This is a genomic window from Sphingomonas phyllosphaerae, assembly GCA_036946405.1.
Taxonomy (GTDB): Bacteria; Pseudomonadota; Alphaproteobacteria; order Sphingomonadales; family Sphingomonadaceae; genus Sphingomonas; species Sphingomonas phyllosphaerae_D.
Genome location: JAQIJC010000001.1, coordinates 1,124,829 through 1,142,862, shown reverse-complemented (window position 1 = coordinate 1,142,862; position 18,034 = coordinate 1,124,829). Strand labels below are relative to the sequence as shown.

17 protein-coding genes are annotated in these 18,034 nt (G+C 67.7%); 11 read left to right on the top strand and 6 right to left on the bottom strand.

Annotated elements, in window-relative coordinates; translation table 11 throughout:
• Complete coding sequence (gene grpE / locus PGN12_05315) at positions 1–552, top strand: nucleotide exchange factor GrpE (protein MEH3103307.1); 552 nt, start codon at positions 1–3, stop codon at positions 550–552.
• A 276-nt stretch (positions 553–828) separates the two neighbouring features.
• On the opposite strand, the gene PGN12_05310 is transcribed toward grpE, so the two are convergent.
• Complete coding sequence (locus tag PGN12_05310) at positions 829–2,157, bottom strand: MFS transporter (protein MEH3103306.1); 1,329 nt, start codon at positions 2,155–2,157, stop codon at positions 829–831.
• A 115-nt stretch (positions 2,158–2,272) separates the two neighbouring features.
• Here PGN12_05310 and cyoA point away from each other — a divergent pair, with 115 nt between their 5' ends.
• From cyoA to PGN12_05275, 7 genes are all read left to right on the top strand, one after another.
• Positions 2,273–3,403, top strand: a complete 1,131-nt coding sequence (gene cyoA / locus PGN12_05305) for a ubiquinol oxidase subunit II (GenBank protein MEH3103305.1) — start codon at positions 2,273–2,275, stop codon at positions 3,401–3,403.
• A gap of 7 nt (positions 3,404–3,410) precedes the next feature.
• Entirely contained in the window at positions 3,411–5,411 is a 2,001-nt protein-coding gene (gene cyoB / locus PGN12_05300; GenBank protein MEH3103304.1) for a cytochrome o ubiquinol oxidase subunit I, read from the top strand.
• 5 nt (positions 5,412–5,416) lie between these two features.
• Entirely contained in the window at positions 5,417–6,049 is a 633-nt protein-coding gene (gene cyoC / locus PGN12_05295) for a cytochrome o ubiquinol oxidase subunit III (protein MEH3103303.1), read from the top strand.
• A complete protein-coding gene (gene cyoD / locus PGN12_05290; GenBank protein ID MEH3103302.1) occupies positions 6,049–6,459 on the top strand; it encodes a cytochrome o ubiquinol oxidase subunit IV in 411 nt (136 codons plus the stop codon). The genes cyoC and cyoD overlap by 1 nt, the downstream gene beginning before the upstream one ends.
• Positions 6,459–7,148 (top strand): SURF1 family protein, encoded by a 690-nt coding sequence (locus PGN12_05285; protein MEH3103301.1) that lies wholly within the window; start codon positions 6,459–6,461, stop codon positions 7,146–7,148. The genes cyoD and PGN12_05285 overlap by 1 nt, the downstream gene beginning before the upstream one ends.
• A 377-nt stretch (positions 7,149–7,525) precedes the next feature.
• Entirely contained in the window at positions 7,526–8,824 is a 1,299-nt protein-coding gene (locus PGN12_05280) for an ATP-binding protein (GenBank protein MEH3103300.1), read from the top strand.
• On the top strand, positions 8,821–9,351 hold the full coding sequence (locus PGN12_05275) for a response regulator transcription factor (protein ID MEH3103299.1): 531 nt from the start codon (positions 8,821–8,823) through the stop codon (positions 9,349–9,351). The genes PGN12_05280 and PGN12_05275 overlap by 4 nt, the downstream gene beginning before the upstream one ends.
• Positions 9,352–9,354: 3 nt before the next feature.
• Here PGN12_05275 and PGN12_05270 read toward each other — a convergent pair whose 3' ends face one another.
• The 4 genes from PGN12_05270 to PGN12_05255 all read right to left on the bottom strand — a co-directional run bounded on the left by PGN12_05270 (position 9,355) and on the right by PGN12_05255 (position 13,871).
• Complete coding sequence (locus PGN12_05270; protein ID MEH3103298.1) at positions 9,355–10,098, bottom strand: glutaredoxin; 744 nt, start codon at positions 10,096–10,098, stop codon at positions 9,355–9,357.
• A 19-nt stretch (positions 10,099–10,117) separates the two neighbouring features.
• Positions 10,118–11,122 carry a glycosyltransferase family 4 protein gene (locus tag PGN12_05265; GenBank protein MEH3103297.1) on the bottom strand — a complete coding sequence of 335 codons (1,005 nt, stop codon included), beginning with the start codon at positions 11,120–11,122 and terminating at the stop codon, positions 10,118–10,120.
• A 59-nt stretch (positions 11,123–11,181) separates the two neighbouring features.
• Positions 11,182–12,765, bottom strand: a complete 1,584-nt coding sequence (locus PGN12_05260) for an alpha-amylase family glycosyl hydrolase (protein MEH3103296.1) — start codon at positions 12,763–12,765, stop codon at positions 11,182–11,184.
• Positions 12,766–13,319: 554 nt separating this feature from the next.
• Positions 13,320–13,871: a CAP domain-containing protein gene (locus PGN12_05255; protein ID MEH3103295.1), complete on the bottom strand. Its 552-nt coding sequence runs from the start codon at positions 13,869–13,871 to the stop codon at positions 13,320–13,322.
• A 109-nt stretch (positions 13,872–13,980) separates the two neighbouring features.
• Between PGN12_05255 and hemW the strand changes: the two genes are divergently transcribed.
• Positions 13,981–15,165, top strand: coding sequence for a radical SAM family heme chaperone HemW (gene hemW / locus PGN12_05250; GenBank protein MEH3103294.1), 1,185 nt, complete (start codon positions 13,981–13,983; stop codon positions 15,163–15,165).
• Between the two features lie 83 nt (positions 15,166–15,248).
• On the opposite strand, the gene PGN12_05245 is transcribed toward hemW, so the two are convergent.
• Positions 15,249–16,409, bottom strand: a complete 1,161-nt coding sequence (locus PGN12_05245; protein ID MEH3103293.1) for a Gfo/Idh/MocA family oxidoreductase — start codon at positions 16,407–16,409, stop codon at positions 15,249–15,251.
• 115 nt (positions 16,410–16,524) lie between these two features.
• Between PGN12_05245 and PGN12_05240 the strand changes: the two genes are divergently transcribed.
• Positions 16,525–16,905, top strand: coding sequence for a c-type cytochrome (locus PGN12_05240; GenBank protein ID MEH3103292.1), 381 nt, complete (start codon positions 16,525–16,527; stop codon positions 16,903–16,905).
• A 14-nt stretch (positions 16,906–16,919) separates the two neighbouring features.
• On the top strand, positions 16,920–17,963 hold the full coding sequence (locus tag PGN12_05235) for a sugar phosphate isomerase/epimerase (protein MEH3103291.1): 1,044 nt from the start codon (positions 16,920–16,922) through the stop codon (positions 17,961–17,963).
• Positions 17,964–18,034: the final 71 nt, after the last annotated feature.

Sequence of the window (18,034 nt, the reverse complement as noted above, 5' to 3'; positions counted from 1 at the left end):
ATGACCGACAACGCAACCCCCGCCGACGACCTTCGCGAAGAGACCGCCGAGGCCGCCCCCGAGGTCGCGGAGCACGACGCGGCCGCGACGCGTATCGCCGAGCTGGAAGAGCAGCTGGCCGCTGCGCGGCAGGAGACGCTCTACGCGCAGGCCGACATCCAGAACGTCCGCCGCCGCGCCGAGAAGGACGCCGCCGACGCACGCGCCTATGCCGCGACCGGCTTCGCGCGCGACGTGCTGTCGGTGGCCGACAATCTCGAGCGTGCGCTGGCCGCGATCCCCGCCAGCCTGCGCGAGGACGAGAAGTTCAAGGGGCTGGTGACCGGGCTCGAAGCGACCGGCCGCGAGCTGGCGAGTGTGTTCGGCCGCCACGGGCTGACGCGGATCGAGGCGATGGGCCAGCCGCTCGACCCGAACCGGCATCAGGCGATGGTGGAAATGCCGAGCGATGCCGAGCCGGGCACGATCGTGCAGGAAATGCAGTCGGGCTGGATGATCAAGGACCGGCTGCTGCGCCCGGCGCTGGTCGGCGTGGCGAAGAAGCCGGACTGATTGGATATATCACGTCATCCCGGGCTCGACCCGGGATCCCGCTTCTTCCTTCTGTCGACGCGGGAGAAGAAGCGGGATCCCGGATCGAGCCCCGGGGCGACGAAATCAATAGGCCGTCATTCCCGCGAAGGCGGGGATCCAGAATCTCTGATGTCGCGACTCCATCGACAGACCCGCGCGTCTGGATTCCCGCCTCCGCGGGGATGACGAATAAAGAAAGGGCGGGCCGCGATCCTCTCGCGCCCGCCCTCTTCCTTGGCCGAAAACCACCGCGCCTCAGTCGAGTCGGCGCGCCAGTTCCACGTTCAGCCCCAGCGCGATCAGCGTGCCGAGCGCGCCCGACAGCAGGTAACCACCCGCCGCGACCAGCCCGAACGCCTGCGTCAGCGCCAGCGCGGCGAGCGGCGCGAAGCCCGCACCGAACAGCCACGCCAGGTCCGAGGTCAGCGCCGCGCCGGTGTAGCGCGCGCGCTTCGGGAAGTTGCTGGTCACCGCGCCCGACGACTGGCCGAACGAAATCCCGAGCAGCAGGAAGCCCATCACCATGAACAGGATCTCGCCCGCGCGTCCGCCGCCGAGCAGCTGCGGCGCGAAGCCGCTGAACGCCGCGATCCCGGCGGCGGTATAGCCGAGCACGCTGCGTCGCCCGATCCGGTCGGCGAGTAGCCCGGACAGCACGATCGCGCCTAAACCGACGACGCCGCCCAGCACCTCGATCATCAGGAAGGTCGAGATATCCTCGCGGGTGTAGAGCGCGACCCACGACAGCGGGAACACCGTGACCATGTGGAACAGCGCGAAGCTCGCCAGTGGCGCGAACGCCCCGATGATGATGTTGCGCCACTGCGCCTTGACGGTCGCGGTCACGCGCGACGGGGTCAGTTCGCGGGTGTGGAACAGCTCGCTATATTCCGGCGTGACGACGATGCGCAGCCGCGCGAACAGCGCGACGACGTTAAGCGCGAAGGCGACGAAGAACGGATAGCGCCAGCCCCACGAAATGAAGTCCTCGGCCGGCAGCACCGACAGGAAGAAGGCGAACAAGGCGCTCGCCACGATCAGTCCGAGCGGCGCGCCGAGCTGCGGCACCATCGCCCACCAGCCGCGCTTCTTCTCCGGCGCGTTGAGCGCGAGCAGCGACGGCAGCCCGTCCCATGCGCCGCCCAGCGCGATCCCCTGACCGACCCGGAACAGCGCCAGCAGCCCTGCCGACCAGCTGCCGATCGTCGCGTAACCCGGCAGGAACGCGACCAGCACCGTCGAGGTGCCGAGCAGGAACAGCGCGATCGTCAGCTTGGTGCCGCGGCCGTAGCGGCGGTCGAGCTTCATGAAGATCTGCGTGCCGATCGGCCGCGCGATGAACGCCAGCGGGAACAGCGCGAACGACCACAGGGTCGCCGCGATCGGCTGCATGTACGGGAAGACCACCGCCGGGAAGACGATCACCGAGGCGATGGCATAGACGAAGAAGTCGAAGAATTCCGACGTTCGCCCGATGATGACGCCGATCGCGATTTCACCGGGGCGCACATCGTGATCCCCTTTGCTATGAAGGGCGCGAGCATCCTGCTCTAGCGATGTGGACGAAGCGGTGGCCATATTCATTCCCGATCGATCGGACGGACGGTTTCCGGCGGAGCCCTACCCTAAACCATTCGCGGCGTGGATGGGACAAAATGTCCTATTCCGCTGCGCCGCAGCAAAGCCTAGCTCGCGCCGCATGACCCGTCGTCCCGCCCGACGTGCGCCCGTCCGCACGCCCTTCGTTCGTCACCTCGCCGCCGCGGCCGTGCTGGCCGCGCTCGGCGGGTGCAACACCGTCGTGATGCGCCCCGCCGGCGATGTTGCGGTGCAGGAATCCAGCCTGATCGTGTGGTCGGTCGTGCTGATGCTGCTCATCATCGTGCCGGTGATGGCGTTGGTGGTGGTGTTCGCGTGGCGCTATCGCGAGTCGAACACCGAGGCGAGCTACGAGCCCGACTGGGATCACTCGACCGGGCTGGAGCTGGTGATCTGGTCCGCGCCGCTGCTCATCATCATCGCGCTCGGCGCGCTGACCTGGGTCGGCACGCACACGCTCGACCCCTACCGCCCGCTGGCGCGCACCGCGCCGGGCAAACCGGTCGCGGCGAACGTGAAGCCGCTGGAGGTGCAGGTCGTCTCGCTCGACTGGAAGTGGCTGTTCATCTACCCCGAACAGGGCGTGGCGACGGTCAACGAGCTGGTCGTGCCGGTCGATCGCCCGGTCAAGTTCACGATGACCTCGTCGAGCGTCATGAACGCTCTGTGGGTGCCGGCGATGGCGGGCATGATCTACACGATGCCGGGCATGGAGACGGTGCTGCACGGCGTGCTGAACCGCACCGGCAAGTTCGAGGGCCGCTCCGGCAATTATTCCGGCGCCGGCTTCTCGCACATGACCTTCTGGACGCATTCGGTCACCCCGGCGCGCTTCGACCAATGGGTCGCGGGCGTGAAGCGTAACCGCTGGCGGCTCGACAACGCCACCTATCTGAAGCTCGCCAAGCCGAGCGAGAAGGTGCGCCCGATCGGCTTCTCCGCCGTCGATCCGGCCCTGTTCAAGCGCGTCGTCGCGATGTGCACGAAGCCGGGCACCAGCTGCATGGAGAATATGTCACACGCCGGGCCGGCGGTGAACGACCGCCCGCAGCGTGCCGACGAGCCGGAAGGCGCATTGACCCGCGATCCTTCGCAGAAGGGCGACAGCCCGCACTCGACCGCGCCGCAGGGCAAGGCGCCGGGCGCGACCGATCCGGGCGCGGGCAACCGCGACATGACCATGCTCGATATTCCCGCGCTGTCGCGCGCCAACGCCTCCAAGGAGGCTTGAGGACTTTATGTCGGACGACCTCATCAAGACGATTTTCGGGCGGCTGACGCTCGAGAGCTTTCCGATCCACGAGCCGATCCTCGTCGGGACCTTCATCATGGTCGCGATCGGCGGGGCCGCGGTGCTGGGCGCGCTCACCTATTTCAAGCTGTGGGGCTATCTCTGGAAGGAGTGGTTCACGAGCGTCGATCACAAGAAGATCGGCATCATGTACATCGTGCTGGCGCTGGTCATGTTCCTGCGCGGCTTCGCCGACGCGCTGATGATGCGCGCGCAACAGGCGATGGCGTTCAACGGCAGCGACGGCTTCCTGCCTGCGCACCATTATGACCAAGTGTTCACCGCGCACGGCGTCATCATGATCTTCTTCGTGGCGATGCCGTTCGTCACGGGCCTCATGAACTATGTCGTCCCGCTCCAGATCGGCGCGCGCGACGTCAGCTTCCCGTTCCTGAACAATTTCAGCTTCTGGATGACGGTCAGCGGCGCGGTCACGGTGATGATGAGCCTGTTCGTCGGCGAGTTCGCGCGGACCGGCTGGCTGGCGATGGCGCCGCTGTCGGGGCTCGACTACTCGCCCGATGTCGGCGTCGATTATTATATCTGGGCGTTGCAGATCGCGGGCGTCGGAACGCTCTTGTCGGGCGTCAACCTGCTCGCGACGATCATCAAGATGCGCGCGCCGGGCATGAGCCTGATGCAGATGCCGATCTTCACCTGGTCGGCGCTGGTGACCAACGTCCTGATCGTCGCGGCCTTCCCGGTGCTGACCGCGGTGCTCGCGATGCTCAGCCTCGACCGCTACGTCGGCACCAACTTCTTCACGAACACCGGCGGGGGCAACCCGATGATGTACGTGAACATGATCTGGATCTGGGGTCACCCGGAGGTGTACATCCTGATCCTGCCCGCGTTCGGCGTCTTCTCGGAGGTCGTCTCGACCTTCTCGGGCAAGCGGCTGTTCGGTTATACGTCGATGGTCTACGCGCTGATCGTCATCTGCATCCTGTCGTATCTGGTGTGGCTGCACCACTTCTTCACGATGGGCTCGGGCGCCAGCGTCAACAGCTTCTTCGGCATTACGACGATGATCATCTCGATCCCGACGGGCGCGAAGATCTTTAACTGGCTGTTCACGATGTACCGCGGGCGGATCCGCTTCGAGCTGCCGATGATGTGGGCGGTCGCGTTCATGCTGACCTTCGTGATCGGCGGGATGACCGGGGTGATGCTGGCGGTGCCGCCGGCCGACTTCCAGTTCCACAACTCGCTGTTCCTGATCGCGCATTTCCACAACGTCATCATCGGCGGCGTGCTGTTCGGGATGTTCGCGGGCGTCAATTACTGGTGGCCGAAGGCGTTCGGGTTCAAGCTCGACAAATTCTGGGGCACGATCAGCTTCTGGTGCTGGGTCGTCGGCTTCTGGGTCGCGTTCACCCCGCTCTACGTGCTGGGGCTGATGGGCGTCACGCGTCGCCTGCGCGCCTTCGAGGATCCGTCGCTGCAGATCTGGTTCGTGATCGCCGCGATCGGCGCGCTCATCATCGCCGCCGGGATCGGCGCCATGCTGATGCAATTCTACGTCAGCATCCGCGACCGCGAGAAGCTGCGCGACGTCACGGGCGATCCGTGGAACGGGCGCACGCTGGAATGGGCGACCTCGTCGCCGCCGCCGGCCTATAACTTCGCCTTCTCGCCGGTCGTGCACGACCTCGATGCCTGGCACGACATGAAGTCGAAGAAGGCCGAGCGTCCGACCACTGGCTTCCGCGCCATCCACATGCCGAAGAACACCGGCGCCGGGGTGATCCTCGCCGGGCTGTCGACGGTCTTCGGCGTGGCGATGATCTGGTACATCTGGTGGCTGGCGGCGGTGGCGTTCGTCGCGCTGATCGCGACCGCGATCGGGCACACCTTCAACTATGACCGCGACTTCCACATTCCCGCCGAGGATGTCGTCAACAGCGAGGATGCGCGCACCCGCGCGCTCCAGCAGGCGGGGGTGTGAGCGAGATGAGCACGACGACGCAGACGGCCCCGGGCACCGCGGCCCCGTCCTATTACGATCTGGACGAGCACGAGCATCCGCCCGGCGCCAGCACGATGCTGGGGTTCTGGCTGTACCTGATGAGCGACTGCCTCATCTTCGCGATGCTGTTCGCGGCGTATGGCGTGTACGGCGGCAGCTATGCCGGCGGACCGGGGCCCAAGGAGCTGTTCGAGCTGCCTTTGGTCGCGGTGAACACGACCGCGCTGCTGCTGTCGTCGATTACTTATGGCTTCGCGATGATCAACGCCGACGAGCAGAACAAGGCCGCGACCTTGCGCTGGCTCGCGATCACCGGCGTGTTCGGCGCGGCGTTCCTGTCGATCGAGCTGTATGAGTTCGGCAACCTGATCCACGAGGGCGCCGGTCCGTGGCGCTCGGCGTTCCTGTCGTCGTTCTTCACTTTGGTCGGCACGCACGGGCTGCACGTCACCTTCGGCATCATCTGGCTGGTGACGCTGATGGTGCAGGTCGCGCGGCGCGGGCTGGAGCCGGCCAATCTGCGCCGCCTGCAATGCCTGTCGCTGTTCTGGCACTTCCTCGACGTCATCTGGATCGGCGTCTTCACCTTCGTCTATCTGCTGGGAGTGCTCCGCTGATGAGCGCCGATACGCACGGCCACGGCCAGATCCATGATCAAGGCCACCACGACGCGCACGACCATCACGGCGGCGCCGCGCACGGCTCGCGCCGCGAATATTGGATCGGCTTCATCCTCTCGGTGCTGCTGACCGCGCCGGCCTTCGGGCTGGTGATGACGGGCGTCATCTCCGATCCGCGCGTCACTGCCGGGATCGTGATGGCGCTGGCGATGGTGCAGATCGTGGTGCACATGATCTACTTCCTGCACATGAACACCAAGTCCGAGAACGGCTGGACGATGCTGGCGCTGATCTTCACCGCGATCATCGTGCTGATCGTGATCGCCGGTTCGTTGTGGGTCATGTACCACATGAACCTCAATATGATGCCAGGGATGGGCGGAGAGATGTCGAGCGGCGGCATGTGATGCGCGCGCGCTGGGCCCTTGCCGGCGTCGCGCTGCTGTTGGCGGCGGTGCTGGCGGGACTCGGCGTGTGGCAGATCGAGCGGCGCGCGTGGAAGCTCGCGCTGATCGACCGCGTCGAGGCGCGGCTCGCCGCCCCTGCCCAGATCGCGCCGCCGCGCGCGCGCTGGACGACGATCACCGACGACGACGCCTACGCCCGCGTGACCGCCACCGGCACGTGGCGCGCGGCCCCGCCGGTGTTCACGCAAGCGGTGACCGATTTCGGCGCAGGCTATTGGACACTCTCCCCGCTAGACACCAGCGAGGGCACCATCCTCGTCAACCGCGGCTTCGTGCCTAGCGATGCGCGCAAGACGATCGCCACGCCGCACGGTCCGGCGCGCGTTACCGGCCTGCTGCGCGTTACCGAGCCCGACGGTGGCTTCCTGCGCGACAACGACCCCGCTGACGACCGCTGGTATTCGCGCGACACCGCCGCGATCGCGCGCGCGCGCCGGCTCGGCCCGGTCGCGCCCTATTTCATCGACGCCGAGGCGGTGCCGGGCGTGCAATGGCCGCGCGGCGGACTGACGGTGGTGCGGTTCCGCAACAATCACCTCGTCTACGCGCTGACATGGTTCGGGCTGGCGGCAATGATGGCCTACTTCGCGTGGCGTATCGCGCGCGGGCGGGGCGAGCCGGCGGGCTAGCGAGGCCATGCGCCGGAAAGGGGGCGCAGGGCCGGACGCCGGATTTCCGCTAGGATGGCCTTCCTGCCCTCGCCCCTCGCAGAGGGGAGAGGGTTGCGCAGACTTAGGCTTTGCGCAGCAAAGTCTTAGTCGGAGCTAGGTGAGGGGTGAGCGCTCGCGGATGCGAGCGCGCGAGCCCGTCGGGCTCGCTCGACCCCTCACCCTAGCTACGCTAGCCAGCGGGCTGGCAAGCTCCGCTATCCCTCTCCCCTGTCCAGGGGCGAGGGCAGCGGGACACCACCATGACGGTCGATCCGCCCTAGGCTTACACGCGCCCTGCCGCGCCGACATGATCTCCAGGATGGCGCATCCGCCCCGATCCGCCGTAAGGAGCGGCAATGCCCGCCTCTGACATCATCGCCGGAACGGGGCTGCGCGAGGACGCCGGGCGGCGCAACGTGCGGCTGTTGTCGATCCTGCGCTGGCTCGCGGTCGGCGGGCAGCTCGCGACGATCCTGTTCGTCCATTTCGTCGTCGGCGTGCACCTGCCGCTGGTGCCGATGCTCGGCGCGGTCGCGGTGCTGGTCGCGCTCAACCTCGCGATCGCGCAGATCGTCGGACGGCGGCCGATCACCTACGGCGCATTGTTCGCGACACTGCTGGTCGATGTCGCCTGCCTCACCACACAGCTGTATCTCAGCGGCGGGGTCGGCAATCCGTTCGTCACGCTGTATCTGCTCCAGGTGGTGATCGCAGCGCTGCTGCTGCGCGATCATGCGAGCTGGGCGATGGTCGCGCTCAGCAGCGCGTTGTTCGCGTGGCTGGCGCACGCCGCGCCGCCCTTCGCGCTGCCGCGCGGCTGGGCCTCGACGCTGTCGACGCCGTATATCGCGGGAAGCTGGTTCAATTTCACGCTCACCGCGACGTTGCTGGCACTGTTCGTCACCCGCATCGTCCGCAACGTCTCCGAACATGACGCGCGGCTCGCCGCGCTCCGCCAGCGCGCCGCCGAGGAGGAGCATATCGTCCGCATGGGGCTGCTCGCCAGCGGCGCGGCGCACGAACTCGGCACGCCGCTGTCGTCGATCGCGGTGATGCTGGGCGACTGGCGGCGCGAGCCCGCGATCGCCGGCTCGCCCGCGCTGCTCGCCGATCTCGACGACATGCGCACCGAGGTGACGCGCTGCAAGGACATCCTCAGCCAGGTGCTGCTCGCCTCGGGCGAGGTGCGCGGGATGGGGCCGGTGCGCACCACGCTCAGGACCTTCCTGTCGGGGATCGTCGGTGACTGGCGCGGCAAGACGCAGGTCGCCGCCGGCTACGAACATCTGATGACCGGCGATCCCCGGATCGTCGCCGACAAGGCGCTGGCGCAGACGATCACCAATCTGCTCGACAATGCGCTGGAGGCCGGCGGCCGCACGATCGCGCTGTGCGCGTGGTGGGACGGCGACCGGCTGGTGCTGTCGGTGCGCGACGACGGACGCGGCTTCGCGCCGGCGATCCTCGACGGGCTCGGCAAGCCCTATATGAGCACCAAGACGCGGCGTGGCGCGGGGCTGGGGCTGTTCCTCGCGGTCAACGTCTTGCGGACGCTGGGCGGCACCGTATCGGCGCGCAACCGCGAGGGCGGCGGGGGCGAGGTGACGCTGACGCTGCCGATCGCGGCGATCTCGATCCCGGAGGAAGGCGCATGAGCGAGCGGCGGCTGCTGATCGTCGAGGATGACGAGGTGTTCGCGCGCACGCTGGCACGTTCGTTCGAGCGGCGCGGCTATCAGGTGCGCGCGATCACCGATCCCGACGACCTCGACGCGGCGGTCGACGCGCTGAAGCCGGATCATGCGGTGGTCGACCTGCGGCTCGGCAATGCCTCCGGGCTGGCGTGCGTCGCGCGGCTCCATGCGCGCGACGCGCAGATGCGGATCGTGGTGCTGACCGGCTTCGCCAGCATCGCCACCGCGGTCGAGGCGGTGAAGCTGGGCGCGACCAACTATCTGTCCAAGCCCGCCAATTCCGACGATATCGAGGCGGCGTTCCAGGCCGGCGGCGAAGGCGACGCCAGCGTCGAGCTGGCCGCCCCGCCGACCTCGCTGCGCACGCTCGAATGGGAGCATATCCACCAGACGCTGGCGGATTGCGGGTTCAACGTCTCGGAGGCGGCACGACGGCTCGGCATGCACCGTCGCACGCTGGCCCGAAAGCTCGGCAAGCGCCATCTGTGACGGTTACGAGAGGGCCATCCACGCCGCCATCGCGATCATCATGACGTTCTCGGTCAGCGACACGAACCCCAGCGGCACCCGCGTCGCACCGCCGACGCAGGCGCATTTCAGCTCGCGCTTGTCGACATAGACCGCCTTGAACACCGACACCGCCCCGATCGTCCCAATCACCAGTGCGACCGGCACCGACAGCCAGCCCGCCACCCGCGCCGTCATCAGCACCCCCGCCAGCCCCTCGGCGAACGGATAGACATAGCCGTAGCGCACCCAGCGTTTCGCCAGCAGGTCGTAGTTGAGGAACATCGTCGAGAAGCTCTCGACATCCTGCAGCTTGAGCAGCGCCAGCACGCACATGCTGAACGAAACGAACCATTCCCCCGCGCGCATCGTCAGCGGCGTGCCGAACGCCGCGGTGCTCGCCGCCAGCGCCATCAGCGCGGTCATCGCGAACACCGCCAGCACCGGGCGATAGCTCGTTTCGCCGGGCGCGGGCACGTGCAGGCCGAAGAAACGGCGCAGATCGTCATAGCCGCCGACCCGCTCGGCACCGATGAACGTCTGCGGCGTCGTCTTCACGCCCTGTTCGGCCTTGAAGGCGTCGGTTTCCGCGCGGGTGCGCAGCCAATGGTCGTCGACCGTATAGCCGCGCCGCTGCAACAGGTCCTTCGCCTTCAGGCCATACGGGCAGGTGTGCGTCGGCATCACCATCCGGTACAGCGTGGCGCGCTTCTCGGTCGTGTCGGTCATGGCCTGAAGATAGGCGCGATCAGCCAAGAATGCGCCGGTAGAGCGCGATATATTCGTCCGCCATCCGCGCGACGCTGAACCGCTCGGCGACCGCGCGGCGACACGTGGCGCGGTCGATCTCCCCCGCGCGCTCGATCGCGGCGACCGCCTCCTCCGGCGTGTCGACCAGAAAGCCGGTGACGCCGTCCTCGATCAGCTCGGGCATCGAGCCGCGCCGGGTGGCGATCACCGGGGTCCCGCACGCCATCGCCTCGATCACCGACAGCCCGAACGGCTCGTCGAAGTTGATGAGGTGGAGCAAGGCGCGCGCCTTCCCCAGCGCCGCCACCCGCGCCTCCCCACCGACCGCCCCGTGATAGCGGATGCGATCATCCAGCGCCGGGGCGACCGCGCGGTCGTGATACCCCTGATCCTGCACGATCCCGTAGAGGTTCAGCGCGCGCCCCGCCGCACGCGCCGCCGCGATCGCCTCCGCCGCGCCCTTGTCGGGATGGAGCCGCCCGAAGAACAACAGATCGTCGCTGCCCGCGGCATCGAAGCGGAAGTCGTCGAGCGGGATGCCGTGGTGGATCGTCGCGGCATAGCGCAGCGCGGGGTGGCGGTCGGCGTCGCTGATCGCGACATAATGCACACGGTCCTGAAACGGCGCGTACATCGGCAGGATGCGATCCGACGAGAAGCCGTGGATCGTCGTCACGAGCGGCGTATCGACCAGCGGCGCGAACGCATGCGCCGGGAAGTCGGCCTGATTGTGGATCAGGTCGAACCGATCGGCCTGTGCGAACAGATGGGCGAGGTGGCGATACTCCCACACCTTCGCGTCGATGGCGGGATCCTCGGAATAAGGCGCGGGCACCACGCCATCCAGCGTCGCGCTGGTCAGGCTGTCGAGCGTCGCGAACAAGGTGACGTTGACGCCGCGCTCGACCAACGCCTCGGTCAGCAGATGCGTGACCAGCTCCCACGGCCCATAATGCCGCGGCGGCGTTCGCCACGCGATCGGGGCGAGCATGGCGATCTTCATGAATAATGGTCCTCGTTGCTTCCGCCTCGCTTGTCACCCGACGTTCGCCGGGGCGGCGGCTATGGTTTGAAGATCAAGCCTTCGTTGGCGTAGAGCATGCCGGGTGCGGGTGCGCCATCCAGTGTCGAGGCGAGCACGTCGCCGACCCAGTCGAAGGTGATGGCGCGCTCCGTCAGGTTGAGCGCCACCCGCAGCACCTCGCCGCCGTGCTGCCGCTCATAGGCCAGCACCCCGTCCGCCGCGTCGAGCAACCGGAAATCCCCCACCGCCAGCGCCGGCCGCGCTCGGCGCAGCGCCAGCAGGTGCCGGTACAGCATCAGCATCGATCCGGGATCGGCCTCCTGCGCCGCGACGTTGCGCGTCTGCCAGTCCGGATTGAGCGGCAGCCACGGCTCGACCGTCGAAAAGCCTGCGAAGGCCGACGCATCCCACGGCATCGGCGTCCGCGATCGGTCGCGCCCGATCCCGATCCCCGGCTGGCGCAACTCCTGCGGATCGCGCACGCGATCGGCCGGAATATCGACCCGTCCGATCCCCAATTCATCGCCCTGATACAAGGTCGGCGTCCCGCGCAACGTCAGCAACAGCATCGCCGCGACCCGCGCCTGCGGCTCGCCGACGCGTGCGGCGATCCGCGGCGCATCATGGCTGCCGATCACCCAGTTCGGCCAGCCGTGCGCCGGCAGGCTGGCCTCATAGGCGGCAATCATCGTGCGCAGCGTCGCGGCGTCCCACGCATTCTCGATCAACTGGAAATTGAACGGCAGATGCACCTGCGGCCGCTCGGGCGTGCCATACCAGCGCGCGTGGCGATCGTTGGGCAGGAAGATCTCGCCGATCAACACGCGCTCCTGCCCGTCGGCGCCATAATCATCGGCCAGCGCCCGCATCTCGGCGGCGATCGCATGCGCCTCGGGCTGGTCGGTGGAATGTTGCTGGATCAACCGGTCACGCTCGGTGACGCCGGGCCGCCAATAGGGGTTCACCGGATTGTCGGGAAAGCCCTTCGCCTTGACGATATGCCACAGCACGTCGATCCGGAAGCCGTCCACGCCGCGATCGAACCAGAAGCGCATCGCCTCCAGCATCGCCGCCTTCAACGCGGGGTTCCGCCAGTTGAGGTCGGGTTGCTGCTTCAGAAAGGCGTGCAGGTAATATTGCCCGCTCGCCGCGTCATATTCCCACGCCGGGCCGCCGAAATCGCTGATCCAGTTGTTGGGCGGCCCGCCATCGGGCGCGGAATCGCGCCAGATATACCAGTCGCGTCTGGGACTGTCCCGGCCGGACCGGCTCTCCACGAACCACGGATGCTGGTCCGAACTGTGGTTGGGCACGAAATCGAGCAGCAGCTTCAGCCCGCGCGCATGGACCGCCGCCAGCAACCGGTCGAACGCGGCGAGATCGCCGAACAGCGGCGCAATCCCGCAATAATCGGCGACGTCATAGCCGAAATCCGCCATCGGTGACGGGAAGACGGGAGACAGCCAGATCGCATCGACCCCCAGCGTCGCGACATGATCGAGTCGCCGCTCGATCCCGGCCAGATCACCGACGCCGTCATCGTCGCTGTCCTGAAAGGAACGCGGGTAGATCTGATAGACGGTGCCGCTTTCCCACCACGGGTGATCGTTACGCTGGGTCATCGCGGGCGATAACTGCGCGGGCGGCATTGCGATCCAGACAGGTCGCTCGCGCCCCGCTTCCTCACGGCCTCACAAACCGTTTTCCATCGTCACCCCGGACTGGTTCCGGGGTCCACTGTCCCGCCAAGGCGCCGGCCCGCATTTCTGCGGCACGGTGGATGCCGGAACCAGTTCGGCATGACGGAAAAGGACGTGAAGAGATCACGCTCCAGCCGAGCATTCAGCAACGCCCGATCCTTCCCTTCTTGTATCCCGGCGAAGGCCGGGGCCCAGTTGGGAGACGATGGAAACTATGAGGGATCCCATTAACGGTTGCCTCCCCCGCCCTCGCCCCGCGCAGAGGGGAGAGGGATGCGCAGACTTGGGCTTTGCGCAGCAAAGTCTTAGTCGAAGCTGGGTGAGGGGTAGCGCTCGCGCAAGCGAGCGCGCGAGCCAGCGGCTCGCTCAACTCCTCACCCAAGCTGCGCTAGCCAGCACGCTGGCAAGCTCCGCTATCCCTCTCCCCTGTCCAGGGGCGAGGGCGAAAGGACACCACCATGCCTATCTACCGGCCCCTAATAGGGTCGGTGCCCTTCGACGTCCCCGCCGGGATTGTAGCGACAGACGAGGAAATCCTCGGTCTCCCCGCTCTCCAGCGCGCATCCGAGTTCCGTGGTGTCACGCCACACGATCTGGGCGTAATGCGCCGCGTCCTGCCAGCGACCGGTGCGGCTGAACCGCGGGCTGGGACGATTGCGGAAGTTGCGGCGCTCCTCGATCCAATAGCGGACCATATCGCCATAGCCGTAATTACCGCGCGTGCCCGCGAAGAGGTTCTCGCCCTGCCACGCATCTCCTGCCGCGCGCTCGGCGTGGAACAGGCGACCCGCGCGCGCCAGCACCTGCGCATGCTGATCTGCCGCCGCCGCCAGTGTCGGGCTCCACGACAACGGAGGAAGCCCCACTTGCCGGCGCGCGCGATTGTGGGCGTCGAGCATCTCGCGCTGGAGCAACGATCCGTCACGCACCGGCGCGGCACGCCGCAAGCGCCACTCGACTCCCGCACCGAAACCCGGCGCGGCGAGGCTGAGCGCAAACAGCAGCGTGACGAACGAGCGGACAAGCATTGCGCGCCGGATGGCAAAGACCGGCATAAACGGCAACATAGATTAGCGACCCGAAATGGCGGCGGTGGCCTTTGCCGGGACGATCCGCCATAGGCGCGCGACCATGGACATGATCGACCTCGTCTCGCGCGATGCCGCTGCTCGGGATCGCGCCGCGCGCGCGGCCGCGCCGCTCGCGCTGTACATCCACTGGCCGTTCTGCGTCTCCAAATGCCCCTATTGCGACTTCAACAGCCATGTCCGCGCGACCGTCGACGAGGCCGAATGGCATCGAGCCCTGCTCGCCGACCTTGCGCACGAAGCGGCCTTGCTGCCCGGCCGGCGGCTGGGATCGATCTTTTTCGGCGGCGGCACCCCCTCGCTGATGCCGCCCGCCACCGTCGCCGCTTTGATCGAGGCGGCGACCCGCGCATGGGCCCCGGTCGGCGACCTCGAGGTCACGCTCGAGGCAAATCCGTCGTCGGTGGAGGCGGCGCGCTTCGCCGATCTCGCGCGCGCGGGGGTCAACCGCGTCTCGCTCGGGCTACAGGCGCTCGACGACGCAGCGCTGCGGTTCCTCGGCCGCGCGCATGGTGTCGAAGAGGGGCTGGATGCGCTCGCCGTGGCGCAACGCCATTTCGCGCGCGTCAGCTTCGACCTGATCTACGCCCGCCCCGGTCAGGCGCTCGACGCATGGGATGCCGAGCTGACGCGCGCGCTGTCGTTCGGCACCGAGCATCTGTCGCTCTATCAGCTGACGATCGAGCCCGGCACCCGCTTCGCGACCGAGGCGGCGGCGGGGCGACTGACGATCCCCGATGGCGACAGCGCCGCCGATCTCTTCGAGCTGACCCGCGCGCGCACCGCGGCGGCGGGGCTGCCGGCCTATGAGATCTCCAATCACGCCCGACCCGGCGCGGAGAGTCGCCACAATCTCGCTTACTGGCGCTACCGCGACTATGCGGGGATCGGCCCCGGCGCGCATGGCCGGCGCGACCATCTGGCGACCTTCCGCCGCAAGAAGCCCGAGAACTGGCTCGCCGCAGTGGCACGCAACGGCCACGGGCTGGAGAGCGAGGAACCGCTCGACGCCGCGACCCGCGTCAGCGAGGCGTTGCTGATGGGGCTGCGGTTGCGCGAGGGCGTCGACGTGGCCGCGATCGCGGCGGCGGGCGGGATGCGCGTCGCCGACATCGTCGACCTCCCGGCGATCGCCGCGCTGCCCGAGCTGATCGTGCGCGACGGCGAGCGCTTGCGCGTCACTGAGGCGGGCATGATCCTGCTCGACGCGATTTTGCCGAAAGTGGTGCGCTGATCGTCATTGCGAGCGCAGCGAAGCAATTCAGGGCGTCCTGATCCAACCCCTGGATTGCTTCGCTGCGCTCGCAATGACGGAACTTATCCCGCCAGCCCGCTCCACTTCTGGTCCGACCCGGCATTGGCGACCACCGCCTCGACGAACGCCATCGTCCGCACGCCGTCGCCCGTCCCCGGGAACCACGCCGCCGCGCCGCGCTCGGCGACGGTATCGCCGCCACGGATCGTCGCCGCGACCGCGCGATAGAGGTTCGCGAACGCCTCAATATAGCCCTCCGGATGCCCCGCCGGGGTGCGAATGCGGCCCAACGTCGTCTCGGCCAGCCCCGGCCCGCCGGTGCGCACCACTTCGCCCGGCCGGTCGAGCCAGCGCAGCGTCAGCGTATTGGGCTCCATCTGCGCCCAGTCGAGCCCGCCCTTCTCGCCGTGGATGCGCAGTCGCAGCCCGTTCTCGTCCCCGGCCGCGACCTGCGTCGCCTTCAGCACGCCGCGCGCGCCGCCCGCGAATCGCAGCAGCACGCTGACGTCGTCGTCGAGCCGCCGTCCCGGCACGTGCGTCGTCAGGTCCGCGCACAGCGACTCGACCTGCAACCCGCTGACATGCTCGGCGAGCTGGAACGCGTGCGTCCCGATATCGCCGAGGCAGCCGCCCAGCCCGGCGCGCGCCGGGTCGGTGCGCCACTCGGCCTGCCGGTTGCCCTCGCGGTCCAGCGCACTGCTCAGCCAGCCTTGCGAATATTCGACCTGCACCAGCCGGATCGCGCCGAAGTCGCCGCGCGCCACCCGCGCGCGTGCCTCCTCGACCAGCGGATAGCCGCTGTAGGTGAAGGCCAGCGCATAATGCCGCCCGCTCCGCTCCGCCGCGGCGGCGATCGCTTGCGCCTCCTCGAGGTTCAGCGACATCGGCTTTTCGCAGATGACGTGGAAGCCCGCGTCGAGCGCCGCGATCGACATCGGCGCATGCAGGTGATTCGGTGTCACGATCGCCACCGCGTCGATCCGTTCGCCCTCGGGCAGCGCCCGCTCGGACGAAAGCAGCTCATCAATCGAGCCGTAAACGCGTCCCGCATCCATACCGAGCAACTCACCGGTGCGCGTATTGCGTCCCGTGTCGGTACTGAACGCGCCCGCGACCAGCCGCCAGTCGCCGTCGACGCCCGCCGCCATCCGGTGGACCGCGCCGATGAACGCGCCCTCGCCGCCGCCGATCATCCCGAGCTTAAGTGGTTCTACCCGCGCCATTCATCCTCCCGTCATCCGCATACCGGCATTACGAAGACCGTAACGTCAGCCGCCTTGCTATCGCCCGGTTTAGCGGTAAACTGGCGGCAATCAATTCGGGTTTGGAGAGTATGCGATGAAGTTGATCGCCGGTCTGGCCACCGCGCCGGTCGCCGCCATTGTCGCGCTGGTCGTTTCGGCGCCCGCGCCGGCGCAGCAGAACGGGCAGCAGGCATTTGCCGCGTGCAAGGCGTGCCACACGCTCCACAAGGGCGAGCGCAACGGCATCGGCCCGAATCTCGCCGGCCTGTTCACGCGCGCCCCCGCCTCTGCGCCGGGCTTCAACTATTCGGCCGCTTTCAAGAAGGCGCAGCTGAAGTGGAACGACGCGACTCTCAACGACTATCTCGCTGCGCCGCAGAAGAAGGTGCCGGGGACGCGGATGCCGATCGCGACTCCCGATCCCGCCAAGCGCGCCGCGATCATCGCCTATCTGAAGTCCGAGACCGCCAAGTGAGCAGCGGCGGCACCATGCGCGGCCCGGGCGTGTTCCTCGCGCAGTTCATGGGGGACGCCGCGCCGTTCGACACGCTCGACAATGCCGCGCGCTGGATGGCCGAGGCGGGTTACGAAGGCGTGCAGATCCCGACCCGCGACGAGCGGTGCATGGACCTGAAGCTCGCCGCCGAGAGCCAGGATTATGCCGACGAGCTGGTCGGGCGCTGCCGCGAGGCGGGCGTCGCGATCACCGAATTGTCGACGCACCTGCAAGGCCAGCTCGTCGCCGTCCACCCCGCCTATGACACTGCCTTCGACGTGTTCGCGCCGGAGGAATTGCGCGGCAAGCCCGCCGAGCGGCAGGCATGGGCGGTCGACCAGCTCAAGCTCGCCGCCAGGGCGAGCCGCCGTCTCGGGCTCGACGCGCACGCCACCTTCTCGGGCGCGTTCGCCTGGCCGTTCGTCTATCCGTGGCCACAGCGCCCGGCCGGCATGGTCGAGGACGCCTTCGCCGAACTCGGCAAGCGCTGGACCCCGATCCTCGACGCGTTCGAGAACGAGGGCGTCGATCTGTGCTTCGAGCTGCACCCCGGCGAGGACCTGCACGACGGCACCACCTTCGAGCGGTTCCTGGACGCGGTCGGCGGGCACAAGCGCGCCAACATCCTCTACGATCCCAGCCACTTCGTGTTGCAGGCGATGGACTATCTCCAGTTCATCGACTTCTACCACGACCGCATCCGCATGTTCCACGTCAAGGACGCGGAGTTCAACCCGACCGGCAAGGCCGGCGTGTACGGCAGCTATTCGGACTGGGTCGACCGGCCCGGCCGCTTCCGTTCGCTCGGCGACGGACAGGTCGACTTCGGCGGCATCTTCTCGAAGCTGACGCAATATGGCTATGCCGGCTGGGCGGTGCTCGAATGGGAATGCTGCCTGAAGCACCCCGAGGACGGCGCGCGCGAGGGCGCACCGTTCATCGCCGCGCACATGATCCGTCGCCCCGAACGCGCCTTCGATGATTTCGCGGGCGGGTCCGATCCGGCTGCGAACCGGCGCTTGCTCGGGCTCGACTGATCGGTCAGACTGTAAAAATCAGATAAAAGAATCGCGCGAGCATAAAGGGGTTGAGGGTGCAGACAGAGGCA

What these genes read in the sequence shown, in the direction of transcription:
- grpE (MEH3103307.1), top strand. Translation starts at nt 1, where the DNA reads ATGACCGACAACGCAACCCCCGCCGACGACCTTCGCGAAGAGACCGCC.
- PGN12_05310 (MEH3103306.1), bottom strand. Translation starts at nt 2,157, where the DNA reads ATGAATATGGCCACCGCTTCGTCCACATCGCTAGAGCAGGATGCTCGC.
- cyoA (MEH3103305.1), top strand. Translation starts at nt 2,273, where the DNA reads ATGACCCGTCGTCCCGCCCGACGTGCGCCCGTCCGCACGCCCTTCGTT.
- cyoB (MEH3103304.1), top strand. Translation starts at nt 3,411, where the DNA reads ATGTCGGACGACCTCATCAAGACGATTTTCGGGCGGCTGACGCTCGAG.
- cyoC (MEH3103303.1), top strand. Translation starts at nt 5,417, where the DNA reads ATGAGCACGACGACGCAGACGGCCCCGGGCACCGCGGCCCCGTCCTAT.
- cyoD (MEH3103302.1), top strand. Translation starts at nt 6,049, where the DNA reads ATGAGCGCCGATACGCACGGCCACGGCCAGATCCATGATCAAGGCCAC.
- PGN12_05285 (MEH3103301.1), top strand. Translation starts at nt 6,459, where the DNA reads ATGCGCGCGCGCTGGGCCCTTGCCGGCGTCGCGCTGCTGTTGGCGGCG.
- PGN12_05280 (MEH3103300.1), top strand. Translation starts at nt 7,526, where the DNA reads ATGCCCGCCTCTGACATCATCGCCGGAACGGGGCTGCGCGAGGACGCC.
- PGN12_05275 (MEH3103299.1), top strand. Translation starts at nt 8,821, where the DNA reads ATGAGCGAGCGGCGGCTGCTGATCGTCGAGGATGACGAGGTGTTCGCG.
- PGN12_05270 (MEH3103298.1), bottom strand. Translation starts at nt 10,098, where the DNA reads ATGACCGACACGACCGAGAAGCGCGCCACGCTGTACCGGATGGTGATG.
- PGN12_05265 (MEH3103297.1), bottom strand. Translation starts at nt 11,122, where the DNA reads ATGAAGATCGCCATGCTCGCCCCGATCGCGTGGCGAACGCCGCCGCGG.
- PGN12_05260 (MEH3103296.1), bottom strand. Translation starts at nt 12,765, where the DNA reads ATGACCCAGCGTAACGATCACCCGTGGTGGGAAAGCGGCACCGTCTAT.
- PGN12_05255 (MEH3103295.1), bottom strand. Translation starts at nt 13,871, where the DNA reads ATGCTTGTCCGCTCGTTCGTCACGCTGCTGTTTGCGCTCAGCCTCGCC.
- hemW (MEH3103294.1), top strand. Translation starts at nt 13,981, where the DNA reads ATGATCGACCTCGTCTCGCGCGATGCCGCTGCTCGGGATCGCGCCGCG.
- PGN12_05245 (MEH3103293.1), bottom strand. Translation starts at nt 16,409, where the DNA reads ATGGCGCGGGTAGAACCACTTAAGCTCGGGATGATCGGCGGCGGCGAG.
- PGN12_05240 (MEH3103292.1), top strand. Translation starts at nt 16,525, where the DNA reads ATGAAGTTGATCGCCGGTCTGGCCACCGCGCCGGTCGCCGCCATTGTC.
- PGN12_05235 (MEH3103291.1), top strand. Translation starts at nt 16,920, where the DNA reads ATGCGCGGCCCGGGCGTGTTCCTCGCGCAGTTCATGGGGGACGCCGCG.